Consider the following 13484-nt stretch of genomic DNA (forward strand, 5'->3'; position numbering starts at 1 on the left):
CTATTGGTGACCACGATTATTCTGCTTCTTTTGATGGATATGAGACACAGACTGGTACCATTTCTATTATTGACCAGAATGTGGAGCAGTTTATTATTATGATTCCTGTAATTAATACTTATGACATTTTCTTCTGGTGTAATGAAGCTGGTAATCCAATGGGATTAGAAAATGTAGAAGTAACTATCGATGGAGTCACTGTAATTTCAGGATTTGATGGCCTTGCACTATTTGAAGCTTATGAAGCTGGAGAATATGATTATACAGCAGTTTTAGATGGTTATGAGTCTGTTAGTGGTACAGTTTCTCTAATTGATGAAAATGTACAAGAGTTTGTAATATTGAATCCTCTATATACTGTAAACTTCACTGTTGCTGACGGTAGTACTCCCCTTGAAGGTGCTGAAATCACCATTGATGGTTTAACTATGATAACAGATGCTCAAGGTGAAACTAGTTTTGAGAACATGCTAAATGGAACCTATAACTATAGCGTAAGTATGAATGGTTATATGGCTTATGATGATGAATTTATCATAGATGGAGACGATGTATCTATAGATATTAATCTAGTTATCTCTGGCATTCAAAATCCAAACAATTGGATCATTAGCCTATATCCTAATCCATCAACTGGTCAATTCAGTATTACTGGTGCTATAAAATCTGATATTCAAATTTTCAATCAAAATGGAGAACTCATCTTGAGAAAAAAGATTGAAAATAATGACGAAACGATTTTCCTAAACGAACATGCTACTGGTTTATATCATATTATCATCAACAATGGAAACAAAGTGTTTTCAGATAAAGTATTATTGGTGAAGTAAAGTATGTATGGTGAAAAATGCCGCATGATCGAAGTAAAAAAGTCACCTACTTCTGTACACTAAGTGGAGTCGAAGGATACAAGTGATAAATACTGAATAAATAATAGTTTCACAGAATGAGAGAGGGGTCGCAAAGTGCGACTCCTTTTTTATATGCTTACATTTGAGTTAATAATTCAGTTTTCAAAAAATCAATTTCATTGGATTATACATTCGAAAAAAAAGGCTAAATTTGAATGTTTTTGAAAGCAGATTATCATATGAAAAAAATCACATACATCCTCATAATATTTACTGTTCTATTAAACTTACAGGCCATAGGAGATATAAAATCTGACAGCTTATTAATGGAATTAAAAAATGCAAGAAAGAATAAAGAAAAATCCATCCTCCTTAATAATCTCTCTCAATCCTTTAAGAACACGCATATTGATTCCGCAGTATTCTATGCCAAAGAAGGATATAACTATGCACAGGGAATCAACTATCAACTAGGAATAGCAGAGAATGCAGCCAGTTTGGGTGATTATTACGTTATTTACGATAGCCTATCAAAAGCAAGAAGTTTTTACAGTATTGCCAGCGACTATTTCCAGGACTTAGAAATGGACTTTGACTATGCACAAGTAAGCATGGTTATCGGAAATATCTTTCTTTCTCAGGGAAATCATTCAGAGGCCTTATTTTATTACCATAGAAGCCAAATAATAAGTGAAGAGTTTGATTTTATTGATATCCTGCCTCATATTTATAATAATACTGGAATTATTTATAATGATTTAGAAGAAAAAGATAAGGCCCTCTCCTATTATTTAAAAGCTTATGAGGGATTTAAAGAGATTAACCTAAAAGAGTATCTAGCACATACAGTAAGTAATATTGCCAATATCTATTACCAAGAAGGAAATGATAGTTTGGCTATGGAATACTATTCTGAGGCATTATCTATGTTCAAAGAAACCAATAACTTGGTAGATGCAGCTATTGTATTAACTGAATTGGGACAATATGAAATATTAAAGAAAAACTACCAAAAAGCTTTACATTATTATAACGAAGCCTACGATTTAATCTATCATCAAGAATCAGACTACCTAGGCCCAAGATCGAGATCCATGGTGATGATATTAGGAAACTTAGGTCGGGTTCATTTCTATTTAGGAAATAAGGAAAAAGCCAAAAAGAATTTAAAGGAATCCTTAAAAATGGCTATACAAAATCATTATGCCGATTGGATAGAAGCAAGCACATTTGAGTTATCCAAGATTTATGAAAGCGAAGGTCAGTATGCAAAAGCACTTGATTATTTCAAAACCTATGAACAATATGGAGACAGTATCCTAAACGAAAACAGCATCAAAAGAATCACTCAATTGGAAATGCAATTCGATTTCGATAAAAAAATGAAAGAAATTGAATTAGAGGATGCTATTAAAGAAGCTGAACAGCAGAGAAAAGAACTCATATATATCTTGTTAATTGGTCTAGGTATTTTTGTGGCCATTATAGCCTTTCTCCTTTTTGCCAACCAGAGAAATAAAACCGCCAAAGTAGAGCTCAAGAGATCTAACTTAAAATTGGAGCATGACAAGTTGCAACAAGAATTAGAACATAAAAATAAAGAACTGGCTACCAATGTCATGTACCTCCTTAGTAAAAATGAGTTTATTACCAACACTGCAGAAAAGCTGACTCAAGCCAAACTTAACTTCAAAAAAGAAAATCAAAAAATCATTCAAGACGTTATTCGCGATTTATTGATGAACTCCTCTAAAGACGTTTGGAAAGAATTTGAAGTCAGATTCCAGGAAGTACATTCCGATTTTTATAATAATCTAAATGAGAAATACCCAGACCTCACTCCTAATGAAAAGAAAATCTGTGCCTTTCTCAGACTCAATATGTCCACCAAAGATATTTCTGCCATCACCTATCAAAGTGTGAGAAGTATTAATATGGCGCGCTTTCGTCTTCGCAAGAAAATGGAATTAGAAACTGATGAGAATCTGGTTTCTATTTTGTCGCAGATTTAATTAAATCTCTGTTTCGAATGCTCCTCCTTTTATTTTAGTACTAGAATAAATATCTCAATACAATCAAAACGACTCCAACGCTTTATTTAACTTCTCAGGCTAGTGTCATTTCACCGGAGTATGATGTAAAATAGGTTCTTTAATTGTAAACCAGAGGAGAATTAGATTTCTAATGACACTTTAATTGATTCCAATTCTATATAAATGAATTTTCATAGGATTACACTTTGGTTTCACATCATATTTTATGGTAAAGATAAATTGAAAAGGCAGACTTTCATCTATTCTAATTTCCCAAAACCTGTTTTAAATTGTTTCTATGAGAATCTAACCATTTTCCAACAACACAACAAGTACCACTAATTATCAATATCTTAAGACTATTGTGAAACAATTATTACTCTTTTTAAATGCTTAGTAAATACTTTATAACCTCTTAAATGACAGCCGTCACCATTTCTTGTACTAATATTGCTCCATCGGAATAATACGGTAAAAGGAATTTAAAATTCTTCGATAATAAAGAAATTACAATGAATGAAAAGCATCCAAACGGAAAGCTAAAACATTTAAAGAATACACAAACAATACTTTTTTTTTGAAAAATGTCAAATTAAAACAAACAAAATGAAAAACTATCTATTAATTTTAGGATTAGCTTTATTTTTGAATCAACTATCGGCCCAAACAACTGCGGTAAACGAAAGTTTTGAAACGTGGCCTCCTTCAGATTGGAGTGAATATATGTATGAAGTTGGAGGTTGGGAAGGATCAATCCTATGGGGTTCTAACCAAGGATATGGTGGAGGAAACTGTGCCAAACATAAAATCAACAACGATGCCACTGACGATTGGTTAGTAAGTCCACAAGTAGATATCATCAGTGATAATTACGAATTAAATTTCTTCGAACAATCCACTGACTTAGTATATTACACCTATCAAGGCATCTATATTTCTACTGGAAGCGGCGATCCTGAAGATGGTGATTTTGTAGAACTTGCTGAAAGTCTTCAAGTAGAAAGTACTTGGGTAGAACATAGCATTGATTTAAGTGCATATAATGGGGAATCCATCTATATTGCTTTTGTTTATCAGGGAGCTACAGATTGTTGGACGCATTGGGATATCGATGAGGTGACCATCGCTCCTAGTGATTTAATCGATGGTGCCTTAACTGAAATACTAAATCCTGTTGGAATCAACCCTAGCCCAAGCACTGAAAATGCGACCCTTAAACTTCATAATTTTGGTTCAGATAATATAACTAGTGCCAGTATAGAATGGAGTATCAATAGTATTGCACAAACACCATATACTTTAAATGGTGTCAGTATCGCTCCAGGCGAAGAAATCAATGTAAATATAGGTTCTTATAACTTTGCTAGTTCTGGAGATTATCAAATAGATGCTACTTTGCTATTAGATGGTGATATCAACCTTCCTAATAATGAAATTACTGGAATGTATTATGTATCCGATCCTAAAGATGCCAAAATCACAAATATTAAGCCTAATGGATACTTACCCAGCGCTGGAGAACAAGAAGTAATCGTATCCTTAATAAATAATGGTGACTTTTTGATAGATGATTTTGCTATTGCATGGAGTGTAAATGAAGTTGAACAAACTTCCTACGAAGCGACTGGTTTAGGTTTAGCACCTGGTGAAGAAGCTCATATTAGCATTGGAAACTATTCTTTTGCAGATGGTATCAATAATCTATTCGCTCAAATCAACTTAAGTGCTGATGACGATCTCACTAATAATTCAATGACAAGCTATGTAGCTGTTAACATGCTATGGGAGAGCTTTGAAAGTGATATGTTCCCACCAGAAATGTGGTCAGCAGATGACTATCCTTTAAAAGACTACTTTTATCCACAACCACATGGTCCAAATTATTATGTAGCCATGACAGACAATAATATGTTTGGAGCCATTTCGGATACCCTATATACTCCCCTTCTGAATATTGAGGATGGTGATGTATTTAGCTTTTGGGTAAACAATAGCGCCTATTTCACAAATAGTGATGTGCTTATTTGGAAAGATGGAAGTACAGGTGAAGTTCATCTCATTGGTGAAATTGAATCAATATTAGAGGATTGGACTGAAGTAACTATGGATATCTCTACTGCATCTGGTATTAATTATATTGGTGTAGTAAATGAAATGCCAAGTAGTTTTGGAACCAGCTCCTATGATTTATTTACTTCTACAGCTAATGTTCATCATTTCGATAATGACTTAGGTATTAAAGGTCTTGACTTTGAATACTTAGCTAAACAAGATGAAGAGCATGTTTTTAATGTAAATTTAAGAAACTATGGACTAAATACCATTAATGGAAGCGATTACAGTGTTCAAATCATAAGTGAAGCTGGAGATATCATAGCAGAAGAAACAGGAATAAACCTAGATTCTTGGGAAGAAGCAAACATTATCGTTCCTCATACTTTTACCAGTATCACCGATATGAAAGTCTATGCTAAAATCGTTTTCAGTGCAGATGAATATCTTGAAAACAATAAATCAACAAAGCATGGTGTATATGTAGTTCCAGCTGATTATCAAGCTTATGATATTGGACAAGCCGACGATGTAAATTTAAATATCCCATTCAATACCGGTGGTGATACATGGACACTTGGATCTGATGATATTTCTCAAATTCTTTATTATGATGAAGAACTTGGTGGAACAGGTTTCCTTTATGGAATTACATTATATTATCATGAATTACACGGAGTTGGCCAAAACCTCCCCCTTGATGTTTGGATAAAACAAACCAATTTAGAGAACCTAGAAGGTGGATGGATTCCTATAGAAGAAATGCAAATGGTTTTTAATGATAGCATAGAAGTATTTCCAGGACATAATTCTGTTTATATTCCTTTTGATGAACCTATTCTAATCACCGATAATAATAATGTGGCTATTCAGTTCTATCAGTATAATCCCAGTTGGCCATCAACAGCATGTAGATTTTACGCAAGTATTATTCCTGAAGGCCCTATTCGCTCTATACGATTAAACGATGTATACGAACTCGATCCTTATGATTTACCAGATTATTTTGGAAGCCATTCTGATCATCCATTTACTACCTTCATATTCCAAAACATTAATGAGACAGGTGATCTTAATGGTATGGTCAGCAATGAATCCAGCGAAAGCATTGAAAACGCATTGATTAGCGTTATAGAAGCAAATACAGAAACTTATACCAACAGTACTGGCCATTATAACTTTGCCGATTTAGCTTATACAGATTATACTATTACAGCCGAAGCTTTAGGTTATTATGATCAATCTCAAGAAATTAGTCTTGACGCTCCAGAAGTCACAGCCGACTTTACCATGATAGCACTACCTATTATCAACATTAATGGCCAAGTATTTGGCAGCAATGCACCAAGTATCCCATTAGAAAACGTTCTAGCACAGTTAAATGGATATGAATTCCTCTCTACCAATACCAATACTGATGGGCAGTTTAATTTTGAATCTGTTTATGGTGCTCACAACTACACGCTTAGTCTTCAATTAACAGGTTATGATGAGTATATCGTAGAAATAGAAGCTTTGGAAGAAAACATTGATTTAGGAGAGATTATTTTAACTGAAAGCAAATTAATTCCTTTCAATGTATATACTGTTGCAGGTTCCAATACTGCTTCTATAGAATGGGAACAACCTATTGATGCAGAAAGCATAAAACTTCAGAACGACAATAATACAGTGAGTTATAGTTTGACTAACGAACCTTATGAGGATGTTAGACTTGGTAATTACTTCGAAAACAACGAACTCATCACCATTACATCTGTGGAGATTCAATTCGATATTTATGATAATGCCACAGACTTGGTAAGTATTGATATTTTAGATGAATATGGTGAACTTTTAATTTCAAGCGCCAGCTTTCTTACTTATAACGATACCATTTTAACAGTGGACATCCCTAACCTCTCCATTGAATCAGACTTTTATGCCATGCTACATTGGAAAGATAATGAACTAAGTACTGATGCTCTTGCAATAGATTATAGCGAATCTGTTCCAAACAGTGCCTATATTCAATATCCAAATTCCGATCCTCAGCTATTATCTGACTTCTTAGGAATGCCAGTAGTTTCTGCCTTAATTAGAGTGAATTCCTTACAAATGTCAGAAGGAAAATCAGCTAATGAAGTTGTTTCATATAATATATACAAAGGACCATCACACGAAATTCATATCGCGCCATGGGAATGGGAAGCTCTAAACGCAGAACCAATTACCGATCTTTACTTTATAGATTATAATTGGGGTTCAACAGGTTCTAATACTTTTTCTTATGCTATTGAAGCCATCTATACAGAAGGAAATTCAGAGTTTTGCTTTTCAAATTTTGTTGAAGTAATAACCGCTACTGATGATATAGAGAATATGAGCTATAGTATTTATCCTAATCCAACTAGCGATTTAATTTACTTAGAAGGATTAGAATCAGAAACTATTTTTATCTATAATCTTCAAGGAATATTATTGCATGAGCAAAAAATAGACTCCGAATTAGAGCAAATATCATTACAACATTTAAGTATTGGGGAATACTTAATTCAAATTGGGCAGAATAGAACGACTCATAAAATTATGATTCATAAATAATTCATCATGATGGCCAATACTTTAATCTAAAAACTTAAAGTATTGGCCTTTTTTTTAACAAAAGCAATATAATACTAGATAACAACACCATACAAGCTACATGAAGCTTTTTTTATCTAGCAAAAATATCAATGTAATAGTTTTGTAGCCAGCAAAAAGGGCAATAAGAACCATTAGACCTATATCATTGCAAAATCAATATTAAAAGAATGACCAGACGAAACAAAGATACAGATGAGGTTGAAATTCTGATCAAAAGAAAGAAAAACGAAAACGAAGCTTTAAGAAAAATATTAAAAAAACTTGAAGACAATCAACCAAAGAAGAAGACTAAAAATAATTCCTAAAACGAAAAGCTCATGAGAAAAACCTTTTACATTATAATTCTATTTATTCTAGGCTTTCACCAATTATTTGCCCAAACCAACCTAACTGAAGCAGGGGATTTTGAAGTTACCGATTTAGATGGAAACGACATTCACCTATTCGACTTATTAGATAATCAGGGGAAGTATGTCTTGATAGATTTCTACTTTACTACTTGTGTACCCTGTCAAGGAGCAGTACCAAAAGTAAGCGAAGCCTACGAGTATTTTGGTTGTGGTGAGTTCGATATAGAATTTATCGCCATGGACTATGGTAATACCGATGAACAATGTCATGAGTTTGATGAAGAATTCGGAGTAGCATACCCATCGGTAAGCGGAGTAGAAGGAGGAGGAACCGCCGTTTGTGAAGCTTATGGCATCCCTGTTTATCCTACTTTTGTACTTATAGCCCCCGATCATAGTATATTAGAGCAGAATATATGGCCTATTCCTACAGCGGAGTCTTTGATAGAAGTTTTAGAAGGCTATGGTATCAATCAAAACTTTTGTGCCTTAGAAGCCGACTTCATTGCTTATAATAACGATATATGTGCTGAAAACTATATGCTCTTCCATGATAGGTCTTTAGGTGAAATCACTAACTGGGAGTGGACCTTTGAAGGTGGCTACCCTCCCACTTCCAGTGAAGAAAATCCGATGATTTATTTCCCTGACCCTGGTAATTTTGATGTGAGCTTGACGGTTTCAAACGCCGATAGTGAAATTACCTATACCCAAGAAGAATTAGCCAGAGTACATAATTGTATGGGAACAGAATCCATGGCGGCATCAAACCTCACCATTTCTCCAAACCCCTCTTCTGGAATATTTCAAGTTAAATGGGCTCAAAAAGAAAGCTATGATATTACCCTAACTGACTTAAAAGGGAAAATACTTTATCAAGAATCCTCCATTCATAATAATCATAATTTAGATATTAGTCATTTAAAGAATGGAGTATATCTACTTAAACTAAACTCGATCCATCATAATGAAAAACATAAAATAATAATTAGGTAGAATTTTTCAATGGAGTGTGTATTTAACCAACATTTAAACTTTAAGTTTAATGTTGGTTTTTTAATGGGTAGATTTATACTATATTTAACCAATCCCCTTGAAGCATATAAGTTGATAATAAAAGTACTTTTAACCCTATAAAACGTATGAGGTATCCGCTATCAGTTAATGGTTCTATTAACCATTAGGAAATATTTTCAAAAACTTCGTGTGCAAAGACTTTTCTATATATAATTCTAAACCAGTTACAGGATGAACAAAACGTAAGGAGGAGGCATGCAAAAACAAGCCATTGCCTTTAGAAATCAAACCTTCTGCTCCGTATTTAAGGTCGCCAAAGATGGGGTTTCCCATTTCTGCCATATGAATGCGAAGCTGATGTCTGCGGCCAGTATGAGGACTGAGTTGGACAAGGTTAAGAAAACCGTATTTGGGAGATTCTAAACTTGATAGTACTTGATACGTAGACTTACTTACCTTATTTTCTATCTCCGATTCACAGACTCCCTCCTGATCCATTTTGCCAATGGTGACCGCATGATATATCTTCCGAACCTGACGTTCCTCAAAAAGATGATTGAGGAGGATGACCATTTTTTTGGTCTTACCAATCAACAAAACGCCGCTGGTAGGATAATCCAATCGGTGGATGGGTTCAGGAAATTCTAATGCCCCTTCTTTATTGCTTTTTGTCAAATTCGATGACAAAGTATTTTCCAAAGTCCACTTTTTATTCCCACTGACCAATATACCTGCCGGCTTGTTAACTACTGCCAAGTACTCATCCTCAAATAATACTTCTAATTTGAGATCTATAGTCGGCTTTATTTTGTGATTAGCATCCTTAAAAATTTCAATTTGTTCACCTCCTGATACATAATCAGCAGTATATGCCTGTCGACCATCAAGATGAACCAAACCATTTGTTATAGCATTTTTAAAAGCTTTGCGAGAAGATACTTGCTGGAACATTCCAGCAGGTAAATCTGAAAGCCTTAGTTTATCCTCCAACTTAGGAAGTCTTTTTGATTCAACGAGCTCAAGCATATTATACTATCCTTATCACATTTGGATCTGTAGCATGATCTAATAAAGTCCTTTTTACTCTGTCTTGCCAAAGAACTTTAAACTCCTTTACATCAGTTTCACTTGCCTGCTTCATCATGATTTTTTGCATCAATGGCATTTGTTTATCATCAGGTGGTATGGGATGATAAACCAAGTCAACAAATTCTCCATTATCTATTCTTTCAAATCGGAAAGCACCTTTAATATCAGCACCAAACTCCATTAAGGAATGACGAACAAAATTTCCGCCAATGCCTTTGAATCCACTTATTTCTGTAGCTCCAGTAATTTGTGAGAAAGTATTTGACATCACTCCCATTACTCCTTCTTCTATATCTCCTTTAATAGATATTTTGATTCCACCTCTTTGAGGCATTTCATTTTTATAAAGAGCCTTTAAAGCAGTTTGTGTTATTAAATAGGCTCCAGCCATGGTCGCACAGGAGTGTCCAGCACTTTTCACCACATCTAAATAAGAGAATTCTATAATACCCTCCTCAAAAGCACCTAAAAAATCGGATAAAGGATCGTATAATTTAATGGTTTCTACTTGATTATAAAATTCAGGATATTTCATGTTTTTGTTTTCAAAGGTAGAAAAAGCATTGATTATGTAGACCTAGTGATTTGATTTGTGATTTATTTGTGATGGAATTGCTGGAAGCATGAAGTGCGAAGCTCGGAGTTTTAAACCATGATTTTAACAAAACAGCCTAAATTTAAAATCTTAATACTTTTCTAATATAATTTGATGATAAGTCAAAAGCAATTTCTCATCATTCTCTGAATCCGTCAAATACTGTAAACATCCTTTTGTCTTTTGTATAGCTTCCTCTTTATAGCTTGGATATTTCCCAACGAGTTGAATTATGGTTTGAATATATAATCTATTTGCTTTTACACTTTGGGGATTCGATTTTAAAACTAAATCCAAGTCTTTCTTTGCAGACACAAAATCGCCACTTGCATATAGATACTCCGCATTATCGAGCAGGTAATTAGTGTTTTCGTAGATTTGATTCCTTAATTTTTCTTTTTGATTAATTGTCCTAGAAATCATTTCATCTTTTCTGCTGAAATAATACAAGCCAATTACAAGGCCAATAGAAGCAATTAACAAAAAGAAGAAAAATGGCTGCAGACTACTTTTAAACCATTTCAATTTAGGTTGAGGTTTAAATTCCCTGTGTTCATTTTCAATACCGACATTGGTGGTCCTTTTTGTGGAATACATTTCATTTGGTTTCTTTCTAAAAACCCATTTTGTTGGAGGCATGGAAAATCCAGACATATAATTATCTTTTTAGCTATTCAAAAATAATACAAATTTTATTAAAATAGGGGAATACATTCGTTAACAAGAACGAATTCATTTGCCCATGTTCCAACCTAAATCCTTAAACTCTTTATTAACAATAGTTCCTTGAAAAATTAGACTCGATTAAGCTATAATTTTGTTACCTTTGCAGCCCTAAATTAGAAATTATTACAAACATGATAAAGATCACATTACCTGATAATTCGGTAAAAGAAATGCCCGACGGTAGTACAAGTCACGATGTGGCTCTTACTATCAGCGAAGGCTTAGCACGTAACGTACTAGCTGCCAAAGTAAACGGACTAGTTCAAGATGCCTCAAGACCACTAAACGATAATGACTCTCTACAACTACTCACGTGGACTGATGATGAAGGAAAAGCGGCCATGTGGCACTCTTCTGCTCACTTAATGGCTGAAGCTATAGAAATTCTTTATCCTGGAGTGAAATTCGGAATTGGACCTGATATTGAGAATGGATTTTATTATGATGTAGATTTTGGTGAAAAAGTTGTTTCTGAAAAAGACCTCGAGAAAATCGAGCAAAAGATGAAAGAACTGGTGAAGCAAAAACAAACCTATGATAGAAAAGAAGTTTCTAAAGCAGAAGCTCTTAAATATTTTGAGGAAAAAGGTGACGAATACAAATTAGAGTTGATTAACGATTTGGAAGATGGTGAAATCACTTTCTATCAAACTGGTGAATTTACTGACCTTTGCCGTGGACCTCACTTGATAAACACCTCTCCTATTAAAGCCATTAAATTGCTTAAGATTGCTGGTGCATACTGGCGCGGTGATGAGAAAAGAAAGATGTTAACTCGTATTTATGGTATCACCTTTACTAAGAAAGCTGAGTTGAAGGAACACTTGGAATTATTAGAGGAAGCTAAAAAACGAGATCACCGTAAGCTAGGAAAAGAATTAGAGCTATTTGCTTTTTCTGAAAAAGTAGGAAAAGGTCTTCCATTATGGTTACCTAAAGGTGCCATGCTAAGAGAACGCCTAGAGAATTTCTTAAAGAAGGTTCAAAAGCGTTATGGATACCAACCTGTAATTACACCTCATATTGGTCAGAAAGAGCTTTATGTTACTTCTGGGCACTACGCTAAATATGGTGAAGATAGCTTCCAACCGATAAAGACTCCAGTTGATAACGAAGAGTTTTTATTGAAGCCTATGAATTGTCCTCACCATTGTGAGATTTTCAAAACAGCACCTCGCTCTTATAAAGATCTTCCTATTCGTTTTGCTGAATTTGGTACCGTATATCGTTATGAGCAAAGTGGAGAACTTCATGGTTTAACAAGAGTAAGAGGATTTACTCAGGATGATGCACATATTTTCTGTATGCCTGAGCAAGTAAAAGATGAATTTAAAAAAGTAATGGATATCATTGAAATGATTTTTAAAGCTTTAGACTTTAAAGACTATTTAGTACAGATTTCATTACGAGATCAAGATAATAAAGAAAAGTATATTGGTTCTGAAGAAAACTGGGAATATGCTGAAAATGCAATTCGCGAAGTAGCCGAAGAAAGAGGGATTCCTGCCGTAGTTGAATATGGTGAAGCCGCTTTTTATGGTCCTAAGATGGACTTTATGGTGAAGGATGCATTGGGTAGAAAATGGCAGTTGGGAACCATCCAAGTAGATTATAACTTACCTGAGCGTTTTGAGTTGGAATATGTAGGTTCAGATAATGAAAAACATAGACCTGTGATGATTCACAGAGCTCCTTTTGGTTCTATGGAGCGTTTTGTAGCTGTTTTGATTGAACATTGTGGTGGAAATTTCCCACTTTGGTTAACTCCAGAGCAATTGACAATTTTACCAATCAGCGATAAATATCAAAAATATGCTGAAAAAGTTTTTAATCTCATGGAAAATGCCGAAATTCGCGCCCAAATTGACACTCGAAGTGAAAAAATGGGTCGGAAGATTCGTGACGCCGAAATGAGTAAAATACCTTATATGCTGGTAGTTGGAGAAAAAGAAGAGGAAACAGGTACTGTTTCTGTTCGAAGACACGGTGAAGGTGATTTAGGAACTTTTAAAGTAGAAGAGCTCATTGAGATGATTCAGAAAGAAGTGGAAGAAATAACTAAGTTTAATTAATATAGGAGATATTAGCCATAGCAAAAAAATTCTATCGTGGTAGAAGAAACAGAGGTTCATACCAAAAGCCACAA

9 protein-coding genes are annotated in these 13484 nt (G+C 34.3%); 6 read left to right on the top strand and 3 right to left on the bottom strand.

Annotated elements, in window-relative coordinates; genetic code table 11:
• The 5 genes from HNS38_RS15620 to HNS38_RS15640 form a co-directional block, all read left to right on the top strand.
• On the top strand, positions 1-830 hold an 830-nt coding region (locus HNS38_RS15620), incomplete at its 5' end, for a T9SS type A sorting domain-containing protein (protein ID WP_172346687.1).
• Positions 831-1090: 260 nt separating this feature from the next.
• On the top strand, positions 1091-2863 hold the full coding sequence (locus HNS38_RS15625) for a tetratricopeptide repeat protein (RefSeq protein WP_172278970.1): 1773 nt from the start codon (positions 1091-1093) through the stop codon (positions 2861-2863).
• Positions 2864-3490: 627 nt separating this feature from the next.
• Positions 3491-7519, top strand: coding sequence for a T9SS-dependent choice-of-anchor J family protein (locus tag HNS38_RS15630; RefSeq protein ID WP_172278972.1), 4029 nt, complete (start codon positions 3491-3493; stop codon positions 7517-7519).
• Between the two features lie 209 nt (positions 7520-7728).
• Entirely contained in the window at positions 7729-7866 is a 138-nt protein-coding gene (locus tag HNS38_RS15635; RefSeq protein WP_172278974.1) for a hypothetical protein, read from the top strand.
• Between the two features lie 12 nt (positions 7867-7878).
• Positions 7879-8907 carry a T9SS type A sorting domain-containing protein gene (locus HNS38_RS15640; RefSeq protein ID WP_172346688.1) on the top strand — a complete coding sequence of 343 codons (1029 nt, stop codon included), beginning with the start codon at positions 7879-7881 and terminating at the stop codon, positions 8905-8907.
• Positions 8908-9084: 177 nt separating this feature from the next.
• Here HNS38_RS15640 and HNS38_RS15645 read toward each other — a convergent pair whose 3' ends face one another.
• The 3 genes from HNS38_RS15645 to HNS38_RS15655 all read right to left on the bottom strand — a co-directional run bounded on the left by HNS38_RS15645 (position 9085) and on the right by HNS38_RS15655 (position 11266).
• A complete protein-coding gene (locus HNS38_RS15645; protein ID WP_172278978.1) occupies positions 9085-9954 on the bottom strand; it encodes an RluA family pseudouridine synthase in 870 nt (289 codons plus the stop codon).
• A 1-nt stretch (position 9955) separates the two neighbouring features.
• A complete protein-coding gene (locus HNS38_RS15650) occupies positions 9956-10552 on the bottom strand; it encodes a hypothetical protein (RefSeq protein WP_172278980.1) in 597 nt (198 codons plus the stop codon).
• A 150-nt stretch (positions 10553-10702) separates the two neighbouring features.
• Positions 10703-11266: a hypothetical protein gene (locus tag HNS38_RS15655; RefSeq protein WP_172278982.1), complete on the bottom strand. Its 564-nt coding sequence runs from the start codon at positions 11264-11266 to the stop codon at positions 10703-10705.
• Positions 11267-11469: 203 nt separating this feature from the next.
• Here HNS38_RS15655 and thrS point away from each other — a divergent pair, with 203 nt between their 5' ends.
• Positions 11470-13410, top strand: a complete 1941-nt coding sequence (thrS, locus tag HNS38_RS15660; RefSeq protein ID WP_172278984.1) for a threonine--tRNA ligase — start codon at positions 11470-11472, stop codon at positions 13408-13410.
• The last annotated feature ends 74 nt before the right edge of the window (positions 13411-13484 follow it).

Source organism: Lentimicrobium sp. L6, from assembly GCF_013166655.1.
GTDB lineage: Bacteria > Bacteroidota > Bacteroidia > Bacteroidales > UBA12170 > UBA12170.